The organism is Deltaproteobacteria bacterium (genome assembly GCA_019310525.1).
GTDB lineage: Bacteria > Desulfobacterota > DSM-4660 > Desulfatiglandales > HGW-15 > JAFDEE01.
In genome coordinates this window covers 1-21,810 of sequence record JAFDEE010000045.1, presented here as the reverse complement: position 1 = coordinate 21,810, position 21,810 = coordinate 1, and the positions used below count along the sequence as shown (strand labels likewise).

Annotated in this window: 21 protein-coding genes; all 21 read right to left on the bottom strand. The window is 47.5% G+C overall.

Annotated elements, in window-relative coordinates:
• Positions 1-159: glycosyltransferase (locus tag JRF57_10005; GenBank protein MBW2304034.1), on the bottom strand; the 159-nt coding region annotated here is incomplete at its 3' end.
• 18 nt (positions 160-177) lie between these two features.
• A complete protein-coding gene (locus JRF57_10000; protein MBW2304033.1) occupies positions 178-1,251 on the bottom strand; it encodes a polysaccharide pyruvyl transferase family protein in 1,074 nt (357 codons plus the stop codon).
• Between the two features lie 183 nt (positions 1,252-1,434).
• On the bottom strand, positions 1,435-2,655 hold the full coding sequence (locus JRF57_09995; GenBank protein ID MBW2304032.1) for an FkbM family methyltransferase: 1,221 nt from the start codon (positions 2,653-2,655) through the stop codon (positions 1,435-1,437).
• A 637-nt stretch (positions 2,656-3,292) separates the two neighbouring features.
• Positions 3,293-4,810, bottom strand: coding sequence for an FAD-binding protein (locus JRF57_09990; protein MBW2304031.1), 1,518 nt, complete (start codon positions 4,808-4,810; stop codon positions 3,293-3,295).
• Between the two features lie 54 nt (positions 4,811-4,864).
• Positions 4,865-5,737, bottom strand: coding sequence for a hypothetical protein (locus JRF57_09985; GenBank protein MBW2304030.1), 873 nt, complete (start codon positions 5,735-5,737; stop codon positions 4,865-4,867).
• A 47-nt stretch (positions 5,738-5,784) separates the two neighbouring features.
• Positions 5,785-6,417, bottom strand: coding sequence for a methyltransferase domain-containing protein (locus JRF57_09980; protein MBW2304029.1), 633 nt, complete (start codon positions 6,415-6,417; stop codon positions 5,785-5,787).
• Between the two features lie 67 nt (positions 6,418-6,484).
• The gene (locus JRF57_09975; GenBank protein ID MBW2304028.1) at positions 6,485-7,807 is read right to left on the bottom strand and encodes a B12-binding domain-containing radical SAM protein; all 1,323 of its coding nucleotides are present in this window, start codon (positions 7,805-7,807) and stop codon (positions 6,485-6,487) included.
• 60 nt (positions 7,808-7,867) lie between these two features.
• Positions 7,868-8,749, bottom strand: coding sequence for a sulfotransferase (locus tag JRF57_09970; GenBank protein MBW2304027.1), 882 nt, complete (start codon positions 8,747-8,749; stop codon positions 7,868-7,870).
• Positions 8,750-8,773: 24 nt separating this feature from the next.
• On the bottom strand, positions 8,774-9,430 hold the full coding sequence (locus JRF57_09965; GenBank protein ID MBW2304026.1) for a methyltransferase domain-containing protein: 657 nt from the start codon (positions 9,428-9,430) through the stop codon (positions 8,774-8,776).
• A gap of 65 nt (positions 9,431-9,495) precedes the next feature.
• The gene (locus JRF57_09960) at positions 9,496-10,329 is read right to left on the bottom strand and encodes a glycosyltransferase (protein ID MBW2304025.1); all 834 of its coding nucleotides are present in this window, start codon (positions 10,327-10,329) and stop codon (positions 9,496-9,498) included.
• A gap of 290 nt (positions 10,330-10,619) precedes the next feature.
• On the bottom strand, positions 10,620-11,534 hold the full coding sequence (locus JRF57_09955; protein MBW2304024.1) for a radical SAM protein: 915 nt from the start codon (positions 11,532-11,534) through the stop codon (positions 10,620-10,622).
• Between the two features lie 59 nt (positions 11,535-11,593).
• The gene (locus JRF57_09950; protein ID MBW2304023.1) at positions 11,594-12,241 is read right to left on the bottom strand and encodes a class I SAM-dependent methyltransferase; all 648 of its coding nucleotides are present in this window, start codon (positions 12,239-12,241) and stop codon (positions 11,594-11,596) included.
• 375 nt (positions 12,242-12,616) lie between these two features.
• Complete coding sequence (locus JRF57_09945) at positions 12,617-13,384, bottom strand: hypothetical protein (GenBank protein MBW2304022.1); 768 nt, start codon at positions 13,382-13,384, stop codon at positions 12,617-12,619.
• Entirely contained in the window at positions 13,381-14,322 is a 942-nt protein-coding gene (locus tag JRF57_09940; GenBank protein ID MBW2304021.1) for a glycosyltransferase family 1 protein, read from the bottom strand. Before JRF57_09940 ends, JRF57_09945 begins: the two co-directional genes overlap by 4 nt.
• A gap of 12 nt (positions 14,323-14,334) precedes the next feature.
• A complete protein-coding gene (locus tag JRF57_09935) occupies positions 14,335-15,732 on the bottom strand; it encodes a sulfotransferase (protein MBW2304020.1) in 1,398 nt (465 codons plus the stop codon).
• Positions 15,733-15,810: 78 nt separating this feature from the next.
• On the bottom strand, positions 15,811-16,614 hold the full coding sequence (locus JRF57_09930; protein MBW2304019.1) for a glycosyltransferase family 2 protein: 804 nt from the start codon (positions 16,612-16,614) through the stop codon (positions 15,811-15,813).
• On the bottom strand, positions 16,611-17,792 hold the full coding sequence (locus tag JRF57_09925) for a glycosyltransferase family 9 protein (protein MBW2304018.1): 1,182 nt from the start codon (positions 17,790-17,792) through the stop codon (positions 16,611-16,613). The genes JRF57_09930 and JRF57_09925 overlap by 4 nt, the downstream gene beginning before the upstream one ends.
• A 305-nt stretch (positions 17,793-18,097) precedes the next feature.
• A complete protein-coding gene (locus JRF57_09920; GenBank protein MBW2304017.1) occupies positions 18,098-19,309 on the bottom strand; it encodes a hypothetical protein in 1,212 nt (403 codons plus the stop codon).
• Positions 19,310-19,356: 47 nt separating this feature from the next.
• The gene (locus tag JRF57_09915; GenBank protein ID MBW2304016.1) at positions 19,357-20,109 is read right to left on the bottom strand and encodes a class I SAM-dependent methyltransferase; all 753 of its coding nucleotides are present in this window, start codon (positions 20,107-20,109) and stop codon (positions 19,357-19,359) included.
• Positions 20,109-21,266 (bottom strand): DegT/DnrJ/EryC1/StrS family aminotransferase, encoded by a 1,158-nt coding sequence (locus JRF57_09910; GenBank protein ID MBW2304015.1) that lies wholly within the window; start codon positions 21,264-21,266, stop codon positions 20,109-20,111. Before JRF57_09910 ends, JRF57_09915 begins: the two co-directional genes overlap by 1 nt.
• Positions 21,244-21,639, bottom strand: coding sequence for a hypothetical protein (locus JRF57_09905; protein MBW2304014.1), 396 nt, complete (start codon positions 21,637-21,639; stop codon positions 21,244-21,246). Before JRF57_09905 ends, JRF57_09910 begins: the two co-directional genes overlap by 23 nt.
• Positions 21,640-21,810 lie beyond the last annotated feature (171 nt).

Below are 21,810 nucleotides of genomic sequence, written 5' to 3'. Positions count from 1 at the left end.
GGCCCCGTAACGGCGTGCGATTTCCCTGGTGCTGTCGGTAGAGCCGGTATCAACGATAATCATTTCATCCACGGCCCCCCGAACACTTTCCAGGCACCGAGGAAGGGTGGTCTCTTCGTTTTTGACGATCATGCAAAGACTGACCAGGGGGGAGGACATCGAACGCATCCTTTTTGTTCAGGCAACCTTTTCTATGAGTGCTTTCATGAAGAATACAAATTCCGAACGGAGTTTACGAACCAGGACCCTCTGGGAAGCCTTCAGGCGGGCCGCATCCCTTTGAAGGTTATAGAGGAGCCGGGACAACATTCCTGCGATATTGACCTTGGGAAGGGTCTCGATATGACAGATGTAGTCCCCGGGGAAATCCGCGATCATCTCCATGAGGGCGTCGCATTTCATATCGTAGGAGAAGAACCCGAAGGGAACGAGATTGGCGAGGCAGAAAAGGGCGGCGTGGGCCTTGGTGACCAACGCCAGTTCGCAGCCCATGTAAGCCTCCCGGACACTCTGGATATCACGGGGGTAGAGAACCTCGATTTTCTTGTCAAATTGTTTCACCACCTCGTCGGCATGGGTCTTTTCAACGCTCGAATGGCAGATCCACTTGATGGAATCCGTGTGGTTGAGGAGTAAGGCGACCACCTGGAGCAGGCTGTCCGAGTACTTGGAACAGACTCCATGATTGAAAGGGATGTTGAGGGCCAGCGAATGTGCAGTTCCCGGATCTTCATGACCGTTCCCGGTATAGAATATCGTGGGGCAGCCCGTGAGGAAAAGCCTTTCCCGGTGATCCGGCAACACCTTGGCGGCCGTAAGCCATGTTCGCATGTCCCTTACACTCACCAGAGAGGCCGCCTGCAGGGCCTTTACGAGCGGCGCATCGGAATCAGGGCCCAGGATCGCGTAATGGTTGGGCAGGGTATTGTTGGCGATGACCCCCACCCCGAAGAAGAAGAGAGGGATATTGATTCGGGACCAGTTCCCCGGATCCCGGAATACAAAATTGATCAACCCCGGGGAAAGCATGCCCCCGGCTCCGATCACCATGAAATCAAACTGTTCGTTGATCCTGTCGATTTCATCGTCCAGGAAACGTTCCTGGGTGCGCAGCTCCCAGAGGTCCACCTCGTGAAAGCGGCATCCCAGGCCGTGGTCCTGAAGTGCCTTATGGACTACTTGGTGGGCCAATTGGTCACCCAGGTTGTCTTCATGGGGCAAACATATATGGAGGACCTGGTATTGGTGCATTGTAAGAAATGGTTCGTCCCTTTGCTCCAGACGGCATGGAGCTAGGTAGAACCCTCGCCTAAAATCATCCGGGAGTAGAGCGGTAAGGGTCTGCCTGTATGCATGCGGTCCAGGGCGAGCCGCTCATCCTCCGGGTGATATTTGATGTTAATCGTCTCAATAGGAATCGGTCTTTCCATAACCTCAGTCAACTCCCGAAAAATTGTCACCTTGCAGATTTCCTTTCATGAAAAGGAGGTTGAATACATATCTCGATTTCACGTACTGGCCGGGCAAAAGCCTGACGATGTGAGGACTTCCATCTTGAAGGAGGTAGGTGCCAAAACCTTGTTCTTCCATGAAATCCCGGATTTCCTTTTCATGGGTCCCCATTTGATGGAGGCCGAAGGCGTTTATTTCGCACACCACGTAAGGAACGCCATCATTTGAAATAATTTTCGTACACCCGGAAAGTACGTCTTTTTCGGCTCCCTCCGTGTCGATTTTCAGTAACTTGATTTTTCCTGTACCGGACTGGCCCAGGATGTCGTCCACGGTGAAACTGGGGACTCTTCTCACGATCCTCTGTTCGCGGGTTTTTTGATTGTAGAAGTGAAGACCCGTATCCCAGAGGGCGTGCCCTCCGTCATTGTCAGAGTTGTAATATAAGTTGGCTTCCCCGGTGACGGCACCCGCCGCTCCTTGGATCAGGATGACATTGTCGGCCTTGTTTTCTCGAAGGTGTTTTTCGAGGTGGGCCGCATTCAATGCCTCGGGTTCAACGGCGATGACGCGGCCTTTTTCCCCGACGATCCTCGATGCAAGAAGTGAAAAGTACCCGATGTGAGCTCCCACATCTACGAAGCAGTCGCCCGGTTCAAGGACCTCCCCCAGAAGTTTGAACAACCCGGGTTCATAGGCCTGGTTCCTTGAGACATGGTCCCAAAGGATCCTCTGGCTGTATTTTCGCGTATCCAGGAAGAGCCTCAGGAAATAGGTGTGGGAATCAATGTGTACCGTCAGTGGGATGGATTTCAAAGAGGGAGAACAGGTATCACCGAATTTCAGTTCAAGGATGTCGCGGGCCAGGGTTTCAGCATCCCCGGGAGGCAAGGAACCTGCGTAGCGGGAGTAGTGGGTTTCGGCCCCTTCCCAATCTGCAAGGGCGAGGTGGGTGGAGATGAGGTTGAAAGCGGCATCCGGGTGATAGGGATCTATTTCGAGGGCCTTTGAGAAGTTGAGGATGGCCTCTTGGGGCCTTTCGGTTGAATTGAGGAGGACTCCCTTGTCGTTCAGGGCCCGGACGTTGTCCGGGTCTTTTTCGAGGACGGATTCAAAGGCCTCAAAGGCCTCCTGGATTTCACCCCGAAGAAAGAGTTCCTCGCCGTGGGCTATGGTATTCGCAAAGAGGTTTTCGTCTATCATGTCGTTTTTTCCCTTTAGAGGGCCAGAGTTCATTTGACGCACCTCCTACCCGAGGGCCTGACTTTCCATCCCAGGCCCTTTCGAGGGCAGGCCGTTACACTCCGCTGGGTACTCTCGCGCCGGCATGGGAAGGGCAAAAAGGGAAGCCTTGTCGAGCAGGATATGAGGAGACCTTTGAAAAACGTTCAATTTTATTCAAGGTCAAGCCTCCGGCCCGTAAGGCCTACGCCCCGGAGGGGAAGGCGAAAATCTTAACAACAGGAATACATTGAAGTATTTCGAGGATTAAAATTTGTCCGCCCGGTAGCGACGACTCCCCGCCCGAAGGGCAGGCTCCGCCCCTTCGGATTCCCGGCTCAAGCCGAGAGCCGGCACTCATTTTTTCCAGGGAATTTACGCGTTTTTCGTCCAGTTCATTCCTCACGTTCCCGGAAATGATCGAAAAATCCCGGAGAATCGAGGACTTGAAAATGAAGAGGAAACTCTTGATGAATTTTTCTGCAAGATAGGTGCCAGGCAGGAAAAGATGAGATATGCTGATATTACGGTAGGTTAGATGGAAGGTTTGGCAAATGGAGAGGGAAAAACCGTCCGTTTGGTGGCGCTGAGGGGTGGCGGATTCCCCAGCCGGATTGGCTCACCCGGACAGTTCAAGGTTTTGGAAAGGCGGCGGAAAGTCCGATCGACAGTGGGACCCGAGGCTCTCCCCGCGCTCCAGTGCCGCCTTGCAGACCAGTTTCATGGCCAGGAGCGCATTTCTCATATCTGGTAAGGATGAGGAATCGGTTTTGTTCGCTTTTTCGAGGTGCTTCTGTGCTTCTTCGATCTTTGAAACACAGTGAAGGAGCCCATTTGATTCCCTGGGAGGCGTGAGTTCCCGCGAAAAACACTCCCGGGCGTCACGGTAGAGGTTGAGCAGGTCGGGAGGAATGGCCTCCATCGGTCCAAGGATACCCGCCCCCGGGAGAGATTCCGGGGACTTAAGTGAAGGATGGGCTTTTGTGGCCTTTTTTGCCCGCAAAGCGGCATGGGTTCCGGCCCTGGCCCCGAAAACCTGGGTGGACGTCATCATGCACCCGCCGATGCGGTCTGCGCCGTGGGGACCCGCGGCCGATTCCCCGGCGGCAAAGAGCCCCGGCAGGGTGGATTCCGCCCGTTCATTGATCTTAATGCCGCCGTTGAAGGCATGGGCGAGATGTAGAACCTCCCCCGGCTTTTTAATTGAACCCTTTTCAGCCCAAAGGACTTTTTCCCCTTCTTTGCGGATCTTGGAGATGCAAAGGTCGATGAGACCCGACTCGTCCCTACAACTAAAAGGGAAGTGGGTTTGGCGCGCCTTTATCGCCTCCAGGCGGGCTCCCGGGTCAGGAATGCCTTCAACCAGGATATCTCTCCTTTGTTCGCTTTGAAGAACTCCGGGGGTAAGGAGTTGGTTTAGGGGAAAGAATTCACGGGAATCCCCGCTTTTGAACCCCAGCATGAACTGGATGAACTCGAGGTTGGTGCATTCGGCCCCGGCTGCCTGTGCCAAGGCGAATCCTTCTCCGAGATGCCCTTTGTCCACAAGGTTTTCAAGAAAGAGGCCGGCTCCTCCCCCGGTGGCGATTATGGTGGCCCCGGCCCGAACCATCAAGAGGTTCCCGTCCAGGCGCCGGATCCAGGCCCCGTGACATTGCCCATCGTAAGTATGCAGTTCGATCGCCTTTCCGTAAAGAAGCCCCGCCCCGGAGCGTCGAAAAATTGACAGAAAGGTTTCCCGGATATTCTCCATGTCCGCCGTGAGAAAGGCCCGCTGATAGGTGCTGAAACAGCCCTTGACCCGCACAAAACCGCCCTGAGCGTCCTTCCGGAATTCCATTCCATAGTTCATCAGGTCTTCAAGGCGGGGACCGGACTCTTCAACAAGGATTCGGGCGAGAAGGGGATCACATCGCCCAAGACCCACCCGAAGAATGTCCTCGTAAAAGTCTTGAAGGTTCTTTTCCGTCCGCTCTGCTCCAATAAGGGCCTGAATCCCCCAACCCCGGGTGATAGGTGAAAAGGTGGAACCAGCGTGCGCGAGGGGGGCCTTGGTCACCACGAGGACGGAAACCCCTTGTTCAGCGGCGGCAAGGGCGGCCCGGATGCCGGCAGCCCCTGCCCCGATGATCAGCACGTCTGTTTTCAGGGAATCCATAATGGAGAGGAGAGGGCAACTCTATTCTCGGAATTATTGAACGGTTGAAATAGGGGCATTCTCAATGATATCGGTCAATTTCAGGTTGTTTCTAACCAGATAGTCGTTTAACTGGTCAAGCATGCCGTTAAAATGTTCTTCAAATCGACCGAAGTCGTTTATGAATTTATGCTTCTCTTTGTAACCTGGAAGATGTTCAACGAAAAAATCCTCAAAGCAATTGATTTCCCAGGGAAGGGTACCCCATTTCCCTTTTTCCCGGGAGACATTCCTTTTATATTTTTTGGAATAGACCACTTCATAGGCGTCAGGATCCGGGTTCCACACCTTATAGTGTTTAAAGACGGGACAAGTGGGCATTATTTTTATTTCGTCTGAATACGGGACAACTCTTGAATGGGTCTCCGGATCATAATATGAATCCGGTTGTATCTGAAATTGTCTGGGCTCGGTCCAGGGGTATTCATTAGTAGCATACCAAGTTATTCTTTCCTGCAATGGCTTGTTCTTAAGTTGGTCCCATTCAGACCGATCATAAGGAGTCAGGAAAAAGTGACAAGCAAACCACACTATTGTATTGTGCTCACTAATGACGGCAAGTGCCGCAGCCGCGTTGGGGTCGTGGTAAAAGATCTCATCCCCATGCATAAGCGTAACCCAGTCCCCCACCTTACAGTGCTTGAGGATTTCACGTAAAACCACGCCTCTTATTCCGTCCTTTATCACAAATCGATTCTCGTCGGCCTTTTTAAAATCAGCATCCGTTTTTGACAAAACATCACGCTCATTAATATAGAATTTGACCTCCCTGAATTTGTCCAATATTTTCTCGGTTTCATCATCACCGCCGTAAAGGGCGTATATTTCCTTTATATATCGAGTATTCGCTTTTAGGGTCTCTTCCAATATCGGAGCTTCATTTTTAGATCACCAGGAGTCCTACGTTTTTCATTTCATATCTCCGGCGAAGTGAAGGGAAGATCCTCGGATTTTTGCAGCCACCAACCCCAGTACTCGTCTGGCGTTCCGTCGATCAACTTGAAATCGACCACGACATCCTTCAACACAGAGAACCGGGCCTTTCTGAAGAGGTGAAGCCAGGACCTCTTCCCCAGTATGCTGTAATGATTGGGGTTGTCGGCATGAATGGATTCGGCCCATGGGACCTCGATGTAGGCGTATGCCTTTTCTTTCATGACCCTGTTGAACTCGAAGAGGGTGAGCAACGGAAAGGGGGAGTGTTCAAGCACGTGGCGGGCGTAAAGGAGATCGAAGCTATGGGCCGGAAGATCGAGAAAAGATTGATCCATTCGTTTGACCCTGTATCCGCGCTTGATGCATTCTTTGTAGTCTTCGTTTCCAAGGGTAATCCCGATTGCCTCGATCCCCAATGATTTAAACCGGCCAAGGGCCAGTCCTTGTCCGCATCCCACGTCAAGAGCGGACTCGATCTTTTCGGCATTGGGAGCAATGAACCGATCGAATACCTGTCCGGTGATATGGTCGTGGATTTCGGAGCAGGGTTCCGGGTATACTTCCGATTCCAGGAAATCAAGGTATCGGTCCATCCGGGTATAATCTCTCATATTTCTAGACCTCTTTCAATCCAGGCATGGAGTGTCGGTAAGGCGCCTGTCGCCCGGCGAACGGCTTTTATAGAACGTCCTTGTTCTCGTCCATTGCCTTTTTCAAACGAAAAAGGGTTTTATCATCGAAATCGGTAAGATTGATGGAAAAGTCCGTTGCGTTTCCGAGGGTGTTCACAAAGGCCTCTTCGTCCCGAATCAGGTGCCGCACCTGTTCGTAAAGCGGTGCCCCGGGATAGGGTGTAGCGAAGAAGGAACCGCATTCGATCCCCATCTCCCGCTTGAAATCGATCGTCTCCTGTATGCTCTCCAAGGTCTCGCCCGGATAACCGAAAATGAAGGTGGTATTGGCGAAAATGCCGGCTTTCCTGGTGTTCCGGATGGCCTGCTTCGCCTTATCCACTGTCGCCTTCTTGTTCATGGCGTCCAGCATTCTCTGGCTTCCGGATTCAATCCCATAACCGATCCACACACAACCCGCCTCGGCCATGTGCTCGAGGATTTCTGTTTTTGCGCTCGTAACCCGTCCGTGGCAGCCCCAGGTCAGGGGGAACTTTTTCTTCTCCATGAGGTCGCAGAACTCGAGGAGCCGCTTTTCAGAGGCCATCATGTTGTCGTCCACGAATCCGATGAAATCCACGCCGTAACGGTCCACAAGGGTCTCGATTTCATCGACCACGTTACGGGCCGAGCGGAAACGGTACTTGGACCGGCCGAAGAGATGGTAGCAGTAGTTGCAGGAAAAGGGACAGCCACGGCTCGATATGATGTTCATGCTCCTCGTTACGGTAACGTTTTCAGGGAAACCCGAAGAGTTCTTTGCGCTTCCTCCCCAGATGGGGTTTTCAAGGTATATGTCCATGGGGAGAAGATCCCATGCGGGGAAGGGGACGGCGTCAAGGTCTTGAATATTGGGCCTTGGAGGGGTTCGGATCGTTTTTCCGCTGCCGGTGCGGAAAATGATACCCGGAACTTCTTCCAGGTCTCTTCCCCTGGAAAGTGCCACGCAAAGTTCAAGCATGGTACATTCACCCTCCCCCAGGACGGCGATGTCAACGGGTGAGTTTTCGAACAGGAGATGAGCGCATGAGGTGGCGAGGCCTCCCCCGGAAACGATCGGTAGGTCGGGGTGGAGAGCCTTCAGCTCCGAGATCAACCACTTCTGGAATTTATAGGTGGTGATCAGGCCCGAAACTCCCACCAGATCCCAGTGCCGGGACCGGAGCCTGTCAAGGATGACTTCAGGTGGTGGGCGAAAGGCGTTGATATCGAAGATTTCGACCTCGAAGCCTTCCTGCAAAAGGACGGCGGCTATTGTGGCAAGACCATACGGGATGTTGTTGGGCTTGGCTTCAAGCCGTATGGGACAGTTTACAAGGAGGATTTTCATGGAAGTCTCAAATTCAAGCCTTTAATTGAAAAGGATGATCGTTGGAAACCGTTTTCAAAGTCAGACGGAGTAGCCCAGGTCCTTCAGCAGATCGCCTCCGGTTTCGAGGAATTTTTCATGGAGATCCTTGTCCAGGTGGTTTTTCCAGTCCCCCACGATGCCCTTCCGATAGTGGGATGAGGCATCTTCTTCTCCCATGGACCTTCCGCCGGTGAGGCGCTTGAAGTCTGTCCCTTCTTTGCATTTCATGACGGTTTCATCGGTGCTGTCCACACCTAAGAATTCAAAGACCGTTGTGAGGGTATTTAATGGCATACAGTGGAGTTCTTCATACTTGATTTCGATATAGTCTTCAGGGTTGTTCAGCCCGAAATTCCTTGCCTTCAGGACGTAAGGCACCCATAAATTGCGTGTAAACCACTCGATATAATTTTCAAGACCTTCTGCTTCCGGAACCGTTTGCTTGTGTCTCGACCACCATGAAACCAGGCAGTCCCTCCCATCTCTGATGATGTGGAGAATCTTGCAGTTCGGATACAATTCCCTGAGGAGATCGAGAGCCTTTGTATGTTCCGGTGTCTTGTCCCCGACCCATTTTATATCCTTTCCGGAGATCCTCTTGACCATCTGGTTGTCCATAACCACCTTCAACAGGTTCTTGAAATCGGTTTCATCAAAGGTGATGGAAAGTGGATTTCGGGCCCTCGGAATACGCCCCTTCTGCTCTTGGTTGAACGCCGCCAGTAAATTCCTGAATGCATCTGCAAAAAGATCAAAGTGGCCCTCACCGTCAGAGGAAATCTGGGGGTGGATGTCAAGGCATTTCTGGAGCCAAGTGGTCCCCGATTTTGGAGAACCCACTATGAAGAAAACCCCGACATCCTTGAGGCGGCCTATCCTTTCAAGCCATTGGTAATACTGTTCATAGAACCTGGATTCCATCCCTTCTCTATTCCATTAACATTTTTAAAGTTCATATCTTCGGGCCATACGCTGGAACCGTTCCAAGGGAGAACTTCCTGCCATGACCTTCTTGAAACAGTCGACGCGTAGAGACCCGAAAGTGAATTTTTCCCCTCTTATGTGCGGCCTCCACTGGAGCGCAGAATCCATGAACTCGAAGCCGACGTTTTCTATGAGCTGAATCAGGAAAGGTTCATATATGTAATGGTCTGCTATATGTGCCTCATCGGAAAAATTATGAAGGTCGGCGGAAAGGATGAAGATACCTCCATCATTCAATTTTTCCCATGTATCGCGCACGAATCTGAAGGGGTTTATCAGGTGTTCAAAGACATCAAAGGAGGTCACAAGGTCCAGGTGCTCTGAAGGCAGTTCTTGAAATTCTTCAGGGCTCAGGCACTTAACCTCCAGGCCTGCTTCCTTGTAGCGAAGGGCGGCGAAACGGCTGGTTTTGCCGGGAATATCCACCGAAAAGGTCTCTACGCCTTCCTTGGCAAGGGCCAGGCAGATATCCCCGCTCCCCGCCCCGTAATCTGCGGCCCTTTTCACCTTGAAAAGCCTGACCATTTCCGTAACTATCTCTATCCTTTCACGCGTAGTCTTTGAAGGGGGTCCTTTGCGTATATAGCGTTCAGTCTCTGCATAATAGTCCCTGTCCATGACTGCCACTCCTGAAGATGCTTGGAAATTCACCCTGTACCAGCTTTTTTCTCATCATGCGCTCTTCATCCCATGCTGTCCCGGCGCCTCCCCGATACATGCCGCTGGCCCTCAATCCAACTCCTTGCGCGCCACGCACAATGTTTGGATTCTTGAATGAGGTTCGCATATCTCTCTTCTGTATGTTGCCCTGTCTTGCGATTATCTCCATGGTGTCTCACTGAATAGAGCACCTTGGGCAAGTGGTAGAACTTGGCCCCTGCCATGGCAAACCGTAGGTAGTGATCGTAGTCGTTGGCTCCCTGATATCTTTCATCCATCAGGCCGACCTTTTCATGCCATGCCGTCCTGTAAAGACGACTTACGCCAAGGTGGTACCATCGTGCGAAGCAGACATCAAAACTGTAATCGGGCAGGCGCATCTGCCTTACGATACGTCCCGTATCATCCACGATGTTCATGTCGGAGTAAGCGAAGTCGGCACCCGTGCGTTCAAGGGCCGAGACGAGTTCCTCGATCATATGGGGATGGGGGATGTCGTCACCCACGACATAGGTGCAGTATTCCCCCCTTGCCCTTGAAAGGCCTTCGTTGATGGTGCGGGTAGGTCCGATATCCTCGCCGAATACCAGGATTTCAAGCCTTCTTCCCTCAGGATATACTCGTTGCTCCCGCCTGATGATCTCACCTCTTTCATCCATTTCGACAACAGGCTTCACCCTTCGTTCTGCTACCTCCTTTTCCAGCCCGGCCAGGTAGTCCTTGGTGCCGTCCGTGGAACCGCCGTCCACGATGATGATCTCAAGGTCGGGATAGGTCTGGAAAAGGCAGTGGTCGACGCAGGCGGGAAGGTATTGGGCTTGATTGAAGGTGGGAATGATAATGCTGACCTTTCTCATAATCTCACACTTGCCCAAAATAGGATTTTACGATTTCAGGCAGGGGCCGGCATGTTTTCCTCGCTATCGTTCGCTCGGCCGTCCATGGCTCCGCTCACTGCGTATTTCGGCCCTTCATCTATCCTGATTCAGGGCCGAAATACGCCCGCTGCGGAGAATATCCCGGCCCCTGCTTTCAACCGGCCTGCAGAGGGCCTGAATTTAAGAATAGCCGTTATATACGGGTATCTCTCTGATTTTATTAGGTATTAAGCGTAAAATAATTCTATTTTGGGCACCCATGTCATAATCTATAGATTTGGTAAAGGAGACTGATCACAATAAATGCATGGTTCCCCAATCTGTTCGTAACGTCTCATATTTAATTTATTCATTATGCTGCGTCGTCTTTCGCCGTTCCAAATAGATTCTATGGAATCATTCCATACGTTTCCAAAAACAACTCTAGCATTTTCATCCAAGCAGCACACATACATTGCACCGCTGGGCGCGATGTACGCAGAAGGGTTTACGCCGTTTTTATTCAAAAAAAGACATGGCCCGGTTTTTATCCTTTTTACTTTGTCTCGTATTGCCCAACGATATCCACCTCTCATTACAACTATTTTGTCTTGTGGCCCTAGCAAGGGGGTCCAATATTCTTTGACCTGTGTTGAGTCATCAGGAATATCTGTATCGATGCCGACAACTCTCCTCAAGTATCTGTTTGGCGATAAAACCTGAATTGTTATTTTGCAATCTGAATCCATCCGGTCTCTAAGATCTATGAAGTCTATCAGATTCTTCTTTACATTTTCAAAGTTAATGCCTTTTGCATATTCAAAAGTAGTCTTTGATGCTCCATCCATATTGGGGAGAATTTCATTCAATTTTAATTTTAATACCTCTTGGGCCATTCTTTTATCCATCTTTTCCATATTTGTATGGAGCATCACCCTTACATAAGGCATTTTCTTTCTGAGATAATAAAAAATGTCAAGGAAGTGTGGGGAAAGAAGTGCTTCTCCATTTTCGCTCAGATGAACAGTTTTCACTCTATCGTTCAATGAGGCTTCATCGATAATTTTTGCGGCTAATTCAAAGGGCATATCCTTCGGATTTATGAGCCTCCCCCTATCAGCAGGGCAATAGATACACTTTGCCTGGCATCGAACGGTTAAACTAAGACCGATAAATTCCGGAAATTCTCTTTGTTCACGAAACATTAGGTTTCAATTTCTGTCTCATTAAGCTGGAGTATGATAATTTTTTTATCAAAGTTATATTACTTCATGTTGTATCTGGCAGCCATACGTTGGAATCGTTCAAGCGGGGAACTACCAGCCATAATTTTTCGGAAGCAATCCACACGTATGGATCCGAAGGTGAATTTTGAATTTCTTAAGCGAGGTCTCCATTGTATGGCCGAGTCAAGTAATTCAAAACCTACGTTTTCAATAAGCCGAATCAAGAAAGGCTCGTATATGAAATGGTCTGCTATATGGGCCTCATCAGAAAAATTATGGAGATCCGCGGAAAGGATTAAAATTCCTTCAGGACTCAATTTTTCCCATGCCTTGTGAACAAATTTAAAAGGATTGTCCAGATGTTCAAACACATCGAAAGAGGTCACCAAGTCAAGGCTTTCCGGAGGAAGCTCGAAAAAATCTTCAGGACTAAGTGTCTTCACGTCCAGTCCTGCGTCTTTATATCGAAGAGCGGCAAAATCGCTTGTAATTCCGGGGACATCAACTGAATATGTTTCTATTCCAGATCGAGCGAGTGCCAGACAAACATCACCGATTCCGGCTCCGTAATCAGCAGCTTTTTTACCTTGAAAAGTTTGGATACCTCGACCACTATCTCTATCCTTTCCCGAGTTGTTCGGGGCATCGGACCATTTCGGATATATCGTTTTGTGGTTGCATAGTATTCACGATTCATGTGTATCCTCTCCAGACATAGAATGGAAAGAGATTCCTCATGAGAATGAAACCTTTGAAAAACGCCCCCTTTTGCCCAGTCTCTGCGTCAGACTCAAATCGGGGACCCGCTCGAAGGGTGGGGAGTCGTCGCTACGCGCGGACAAATTTTAATCCTCGAAATACTTCAATGTATGGATGCCTGTCCCGCTTGGCATCCTAAGCGGGGCGGTTAAAATTTTCGTCTTCCTTGATCCTGAACAAAATTGAACTTTTTTCAAAGGTCTCGAGAACTTGTGAACTGAAAATACCCTCCCCATAACTGTCAAAGGGGTATGAGGCCTTTTCTTGAGTGACTAGTTGAAAAACTTGGATATGATTCTGATTTATTTGCGATCCGGAAAACAAAACGATAGGATCTGGTTGATCCTTTCACGAAAAAGATGCTTTTTCAATATCTTCCCCTGCCTGAATTTTCTTTCTTTTGGCTCATCAACAATTACAAAGGAATTTCCTTCCATTATGAAGGATCCTGCTCCAATATCTCGTCCCAGATTTGCGAAAGAGGAATCACTGTCAACATAAACGAAGTCAGCTTTGAAACATACACCCAGGAAAACGGCGTCACCGCCAGGTCCTGGCTCTCCCAGGAACCACTTACCGTTTAGAGTTTCGTACCTCATTAGTATCGCCATGACGTCATTGAATGACCATGTGTTACACCATGCAACATCAGTTTTAGCTCCTAAGAATTCATTGCTTTCATTATCTCCGTAGCTGTCGGATCCGGAAAGAAATGCGTCGGGCATCCATTGTGGCAAAAAGTGACAGTTTGAATGAAATCTTGAGTAGTTTTCTCCAATGATATTGTTATAAAATACAAAATCATAAAGGTCCAGGATCGCTTCGTTGTGAAAATATCCGCCAGGGAAATTACAAAAATATACGGCCTTAGGTGCATTCCTATTCATGAGATGGGCGTAATAGGGCCGGGTATGAATCTCTAAGTAAAGATCAGGAACTCCTTCCAGTAAATATCCTGTAAGTTTTTCCCGAAACGCAAACTTATCCTCATAAGCGGCGGAGCACCAGGTTAATCCTTCAGGAAGTGAATCGTTAATCTTTCCGAAGATCTGAATCCTGATGTCCTTCATGCAAAGGTCGGCTCCTTATGAAGCGGCTTAGGAAATGGGATTATTGTAGGAATATGATCGAGAGGGTGATCTTCTAAATATTTGATTGCTTCCCTTGAAAGCGAACTATATTGTTGGGCCCTTTCGTATTTTGAAACCACTTTTCGTCCATTTTCTGCTATACATTTTCTAAATTTTGCATCGGCAAGAAGGCGCTCACAGCAAGAAATGGCCTCCGCTGGCGAGTCGTACATCAAAAGATGTTCCCCATTATTGAATATAAGCTCAATATCTTTGCTTTTATCGGTTACAAGTGCGGTACCAGTAGCGAGGACTTCATAGACACGAAGTGTCGCTTCTCCCAGTGGGGAGCAGTTTATGCCGATTTTACATTCGTTCCAGAATCGATTGTATTCTTCACCATAGAGGTTTTGCCGGATACACATTCTATCGCCAAAATGATCTTTCAGCGCTTTTAAAACTTCACGTCTCTTTGAATATATCGGGTTTGATCCCCAGCCAGGTCTCTCGCCAAGGAAACCACAAAAGCCGATATCATAACGCACCCGGCAACCTTCGATAGGATAGGATTTTTCGGAATCATAGCCATGTGGCCAAAATTTCGCAGGATTTCCCCAACGGTCACGAATCTCTTTTTCAGCTTGAGCATGAACGGAAAATATCCTATCGTATCCTACAGAATAATTTTTAAGATAGTTCTTCCTCGTAACATAGTCATATAATACAAGGAACTTATGCCCTTGAAAAAACCTGATATATTTTCTGTAATAGCATCTCCGAGAAGGAGTAACATGCTCTATTTCAATAATCACTCTCGCCTTATTCAACATAGGCCACAGGTCGTATTCCTGATGAATTTCTCCGTTATAGAACATTACGCCTTCAACGGGACATTTCGAAAAATGCCCCATGAAAAGAATATCACTTAAATCTGCCATTTATTTTCACGCTTAACCGACTTCCTGGTGTGCAAAACAAATCAGGCAAAAATCATCCCTTTCATTGAGTCCCTTATTGAATAATTCATTTCTAATTTCATTGTAATAATGAATACTTGTGACAAAGATATAATCAAGATCCCATTTCATGGCATCTTCCAACCCAATGATTGGAATCCTGTTCATTGATCCTCGTCGATATGTATCAATAATGCAGTCCCAACGATATTCCACTAGATCGATCTTTTCCAAAAACGATCTTGTAGATCCCCCTGCAGAATAGATTCCTACTCGAGATCCGGAAGGGAGCGAAATGAAGGTTTTAAATAATGGCCAGGTATATACAAAGGGTCGTTTTATTACATCATATGGTTTTCCATCTGCAATTCTCAATAAATATCTATTGTTGTATATTTTAGAAGGCATTAGCTCCCCAAGGTCCTGAATATGTATTCTTCGAATCGAGTCTCTTCCTTCCGTAATTTCAAGGCCCACTACACCAACTGATTTAATATCGATCAGGCTTTCAGACGATTGAACCAGTGTTGTACCGTCCTTTAAGCAAGCGCCGTTAAGATGAGCGGAAAAAGCGTTTTCCGCCTCCACCGACAATTTTAAATTGCTGTACTCATAAACATCATATTCAAATTCTTTAAGGGATCTAAAGATACAATTCAGATCCAATAAATCATCATCGAGAAGCTGTGATTTCCAACGATTAATAACACTCTTGTTGAATAACAATATTCCTTTTTTTAATCCTTCTTCTGACAGAGCTGGATTTTCATTCCCCGAGATGCGCTGTGTCAAAGGGAATAACATCCTTTCAGAATAATTACATTCTAAGAAAGAGCAAAGTTTGTGAATGGATTTTTCAGGGCTTGAAACGAGATCTTCATAACGTAAGAGCATAAATCTATCGGAAAATCGTTTCATTATTTGATTGATCAATAACAACGAATTATGAGCCTGGACGGGAAACGCCCCTACGCCAGCTCCCATGCCCGTCCGAATTATTGACAGCAACAAGTCCCTGGGGTCCCTTACCAGGAAAATAAAACGAGAGCCTGGATAGAGATCGATAAGATAATCAAGGGCACCTGCATTGTTGCTTCCGATAACCTGCATCCCCCAACGCCCGGCATGATTTACAATACTCCGATTGAGGAGTCGGATGTTATCTTTGAATAATTTTTCTACACGTAATTTTTCAATGCCACTAATTTCAGAAGCAAAAGTGTTGACAAGAATGCTTGCTTTTTTGATATAGGGCATCCAATGGCATTCAGAAGTAAGATAAAGATTTCCGGAGGCATTAATAACTGCTTGCAGTAAACTGGTTCCTGACCTCGGCATACCTATCAAAAAAAAGGATGGGTCTTGACAGGAATCATAGTTTATTGTGGTCATGATTTGACGATACTCTTAATTTTCCTGCTTTCTCAATGTGAGGGAAATCCTTGAAGTGATATCCGACCTTTATTTGTATCATGGACGCGTCTCATCAGGCGGTCTGTCTTCGTAACCTTTGGGGTTCATATTCGGCAGATGTTTTGGGGCTATTTTTATATACTTTAGGCATTCAAAATTATCACAAACAAAACGTTCAGGATGCTCTCTGACCGGCCTCGGGTAATATCCATCATGACGAATATATCGACAATACTCTTTATCTTGCCTTCCTTTCCAATCGACTGTATTCAAGTCCTCTTTTTTCCATTTCCAGAGGAGCCAGTAATGGTAAACAACTATACCAGAATCAATGTATTCGTATCGACTCCCATCTTCAGGAAAAAATGTTCCTCCGTCAATGTGCCCTTTTGTGGAAAGAATATCGTCCCTTGGGAAAAGAATCTGCTTCCACTTGAAGTAGTTACCGACGATCCTGGTTCGGTAATTTCCCACAAAGTGGGCGTAGTCAAAGCCAAATATGACCTTTTCGTCCTTATGGGCCTTTATTAAATCGCGAATGTGAGGAAAATCCCGTTCGTGTATGTATTCATCCAGATCATTGATCAAGGCCCAATCTCCCGTTGTATGACGGTAGGCCATGTCTTTCCCTTTATTCAGCCAGTAGGAATTGATTTTATTTATTGGTTCTTTTATTCGTATCAGCTTGACCGCCCGTTCATTACCAAAAATGTCATTTAACTTTTCCCATGTTCCATCCCGACTACCCAAGTCTAGGACCACATATTCATCCACAAGATCAAGATGGTGCCTGATGCAAAGCTCAAAAGGTATGGCGACTTCTTCTAACTGAAACGAAATAGTAAAGGCTGATAGCTTCATACAACCTCCCTTTTTGTATGCAAAGAATTAATAATCATAATTAAGGAATCGACCGGAAAAGTTGCTTCAGTTATACAGAGAGGCTCAGCTTCCATACATCGCCAGTTACAGCCGAAACAAGAGCGCCGGCATGTAATGACACGGGTTGCGGGCGCCGCCGGATCGGGCAGGAACCGGCCGAAATGTCCCCCTCCCACCACTACCCACGCCGGGATTCCCATTGCACCAGCAATGTGTGCCGGGCCGGACTCGTTGCCAATCAGAACCGCAGATCGAGATAAAACCGCAGCGAAAGCACGGATCCCAATTCGGCCGGCCAACACCCTGACGCGCTCTGGGGCACGACATACTGCCCGCAACTGATTGACAAGGGATATTTCCCCGGAACTCCCACCCAAGAGGATCGAAGATTGAGTTCGGCCCAAAATGGAATCCATGATTTCGGCAAAACGTTCCCAAGGCCAACATCTATATGATTTCTGCGCGCCCGGGACCATTACGACGTAAGGCGGTGAAAGACCTTCTAAGAGTCTTTCCGCTATAGCAATATCCTCTTTGGTAAATAATGAAAGCGTATTTCGATTTAAGATGTCGGAATACCCACTGAAGGCAGACAAGATGGCTCTATTCCGTTCTGATTCGTGTTCGGAATCCAGTGAAATTTCCACGATCCTGGAATAGAATCGTTCATTATACCTGAGGGTTTTACGATCAAGGTTGCAATCGTCTCCTCTCACTGCCCAGCGCTCGTTTGCTGGAATCACTGCAGCCATTTCATCAGCATTGGCCTCGCGGCTATAGCAAGGATAAATGATGAGATCATAGGGCGTTTCAGCTAGCCGAGCTAAAGTCTCCCTCCAATAGGTATCTCGTTCCTCATACTTGGTTCGATCCCATGCTATGGTCTCTTCAAATTGCCCTGTGGCTTCGGCTAATGCGCAGACCTCTGGTACTCCCAGGAGATCCATTTTAGCCCGTGGAAACATATTGCGATAAGCTTCTAAGTGACGTGAAAAGATGACGAAATCACCGATGGAATCCGGCCTCATAAGCAGGATTGATCGGGGAGTGCCGCCAGTCTTTAAAGGAACACGCACCAGGCTGCTCCAATACTCGAAGTTGTCCAATCCATTTGGAGAATCAAATCTCTTGAAGAATCTTGGGTCGGTAATAGTCATCTATCTGCTTGATACTGAACTGAAACGTCGATTTCTGTTTGAGACCTTTGAAAAACGCCCCCTTTTGCTCAATCTCAGTGTCAGACTCAAACCGGGGACCCGCCCGAAGGGTGGGGAGTCGTCGCTACGCGCGGACAAATTTTAATCCTCGAAATACTCAATGTATGAATGCCTGTCTCGCTTGGCATCCTAAGCGGGGTGATTGAAATTTTCGTCTTCCTTGACCTTGAACAAAATCAGCCGTTTTTCAAAGGTCTCTTTTTCTCAAGAGAAAACAATTCCGGGGTTTATATCTTTGGGAAAGACTATATGGGATGGGTAATTCTGGCCTCAACATCATCCAGGGCTTTGTTAAGCCAGGGGTCTATTTGAAAACAATCCAGGTAGCACATTTCAGTGTTGCGAGCATAAGTCTCATAATCATTTTCCAGTTGGTGGACAGCTTGTGGTACCTCAGAAGGGTTCTCTACACAAATCCCGCAACCATACGCTTCAATCACTTTACGGGTAGATTCAAAGCCGCTGACGATCACCGGCAATCTACACTTGAGATATTGAGCGGTTTTGCTGGATGCTGAAGCAGTGAGTCGAAAATTGGTTCCGACGGCCTTATACAGCGCCAGTCCAACATGAGCCGACCGGACCATATTGTCCATGGCTTCATTTGACAACAACTCCGTAGACAGGAATACCCTTCCATTAGAGCCGAATCCGGTTATCTGGCTCGCATATTCCGGGTCACTTACGAATCCGTGCACTACTAGTACCCATGGTTGGGGCCACTTATGAACGGTCCGTGCCACATCATATATTAGGGACCATGGCGCAATATTTCCGGCATATAGAACAATTTTGCAATATTCCGGTATTTTCAACTTTTTATATAAGTATGAACTGGGCGAAGTGACCTGGGGCCCTTTCATGCCCGCAGGCACGATAAGGAATTTTGACAGGTCCACTTTGTTTTCTCTTGACAGAATAGCAGCCCTTTCTTGATCCTGAATAAGCGTAAACTGTGACCGCTGATGGGCCCATCTCTCGAGTCTCTTGGGGACACGCCAAGAGGTCTCCACATCCTCATCGTTTTCACCTGATAGACGAAGCTCCATGCTGTAATAGATCAGTGGATAGGGCTTAAATAAATTGAGTAAGGAGGCCACGAAGACCCCCTCAGATTCTATGCCAATTACAAAGCTATAGTTCCGTCGTATCCAGATAGGTAGCAACCAGAATGCAAATCGCCCTAGTAATTGCATCCACAATGGTATTAGAAAAGAAGATGACCGTTGGTTGCGCCGTTCTTTAGAATTATCAGAGGATGAAGGAGAGTCTATGTTTTTGACAGAAGGCTGGAAAACCGGTGTACCCATGGATAACACTCGGATCTCTGGATTTGGAAATGTAACTTCCATGTAACCCTGCTTATTGATAAGTATTTCGACCGAATACCCCCTTTCAGCCAGAACTTGAGCAAGATAGAATGTACTCGGGGAATGAGCCAAGGCGTAGGCGAACATGATAATACCAACCTTAGGCCGCTCGGACAGCTTGCTAGCGTGTTTGTTCAAGGTGCTTGATAAATGCAAGATACGCTCCATGTCGATTCGGTGGGCTTTTTGTCATTCGACAAAAAAGGATGAACAGCCAGGCATTTCATCTCGCTTAACCTGGCGAGGAGGTCCAGTTCCCGATAAAAGAAGAATCTCAGCCGGTGAGATTCCTGAATTTTTCGGCCTTTTCCCGTTCCGGTAAGCAGATAGTTTACCTGCACCGTCTGATCTATCATGTCCAAGCTGGGTTGGGCAAGCCGATAAATCTTCTCTTCATTGTGCTTAACAATATTAAGACGTTCTCTTGGACGTTCATTAAGTACTGCAGGACCAAACCAGACATCAAAAATAAAAACACCACCTGGTTTCAGATGATTCCGAACACAGCATAAGGTATTAAGCACATCGTCATTGGTAATTTGGTAGCTCATCACCGCAAACATTGCAATTGCAACGTCGAAGGTGAGCCCAAGGTTAAATTTTCTAATATCTTCCTGTATAAACCTGATATCAAGATTACGAGCGCTTGCTTTTGCGCAAGCTTGGCTGAGCATCTCTCCAGATCGATCAACACCGATCACCTCATAACCCCGCTCAGCTAATATGAGCGCATGACCACCTGTTCCACATCCTAAATCGAGCACCTTTCTGACTGGAGGTGTACCATGCTCTTGCCACAGGATTTCCAAAAAGTCGCACTCTGCTGAGTAGTCTTTCTCAGCATAAAAAGCGTCGTAAAACAATGCGTAATCTTTAAATATACCCATCAGCGGCCCACTTCTGCTAAAGTCTCTTTTACCGCTTCACACACTTTATCAATTTGTGCCGCAGTGAGTGCCATTCCGCTAGGGAGATATAGCCCTCGGCGCGCCAGTTTTTCTGAAACTGGATAACGCTCATTTCTAAACAGTCCCGACTTTTGAAATATCGGCTGCTCATGCATCGGCCAGAAAAAAGGCCGGGTTTGAATTCCTTTTTTACTTAATCTGTTTGCAAATTCGAATGCATCCATTGGAACATCGCTATCCAGAACAATACCATTAACCCAGTAAACAGGCCTTGCCCAAGGTTTCACACCTTGTAGCTTGACTCCATCAATCCTTTTTAGCTTTTTTCTGTATTCTCCCCCCTGCCATATCTTACGTCTAACCAACTCATCTGCTCTTTCCATTTGGGCCACACCAACGGCCGCTTGAAGGTTCGTCATACGGAAGTTATAACCCAATTCTTGATGCTCAAATCTTCTTTCCGGCTGAAAGCAAAGGTTTCTGAGTAAACGAAACCGAGCGGCTAGATGCCTGTCGTTGGTGACAATCATTCCACCTTCGCCGGTTGTTACAATTTTATTCGCGTAAAAACTGAATACGCCCATATGCCCTATTGACCCGCATTTGCGTTCTTTGTATTCGGCGCCGTGAACTTCAGCAGCATCCTCAATGATATACAATCCGTACTGTTCAGCTAACTCTAATAGCGGATCCATATCCACGGGGTGGCCGTATATGTGAACCGGCATGATCGCTTTTGTTCGGGGGCTAATTTTTTCTGCGACCTGATTAACGTTCATATTCCAGGTTTCAATTTCTGAATCAACCAAGACGGGTCGCAAACCGTTCCTAATTACGGCTATAGCACAAGAGACAATGGTAAATGTCGGCATAATTACTTCATCGCCGGGCTCCAGTTCAAGAGCAGCTATCGCCATCTCAAGAGCAACAGTTCCGTTGGATACTGCCACCCCATAATTCACACCCACAAACCCGGCAAACACCTCTTCGAAAAGTCGGACAAAAGGTCCTTCACTGGAAATCCAACCGGAATCCACGCATTGTATAAGAAGCTCTTTTTCCCGCTCGCTAAGCGATGGTTCATTAACAGGGATCAACTCTCGCCGCTCCTCACTAAAACTTCTCTTTATCTTCATCGCCAGCATAAGGTCCCTGCTTTACTTCTATCATCTCGGTTTCTTCAAGCATGGTAAATCCATGGCCGCCGGATGCGAGGAGTATCACATCCCCAGTTTCAAGAATCGTAGATTTCAGGTATTTTTTCTCATGTGTATAGAAATCAACTTTTACCTTGCCCTTTTTAATGAATAAAACTTCTTGTGTAAACTGAACTTCGCGATCCACCCTCTTATGCACATGTGGGGCTATTCGATGGCATGCCGGATGCCGCATGTAAGCCATTTGCTGGGAGAAATCTTGAGGTGTAAAGAATGTAATGCCCTCATTCGAATAGCTGTTACGGATGATAATGGCGATGATTTTATCGCTGTCCGCAACTTGCTCGATCACGAATACCTCCTAAATAAAAATTGCGGAATAAAGTTGTCTACCATCTGTAGAAAATTTATTTATACATAACGCCATAAATATTTGCGCATAGTATTGATTTATGTTATCCTATACTGAAAAAATAAGGAGGGCAGCAGCTATGCGCAAATTGGAGATTCAAGATGCTGACAT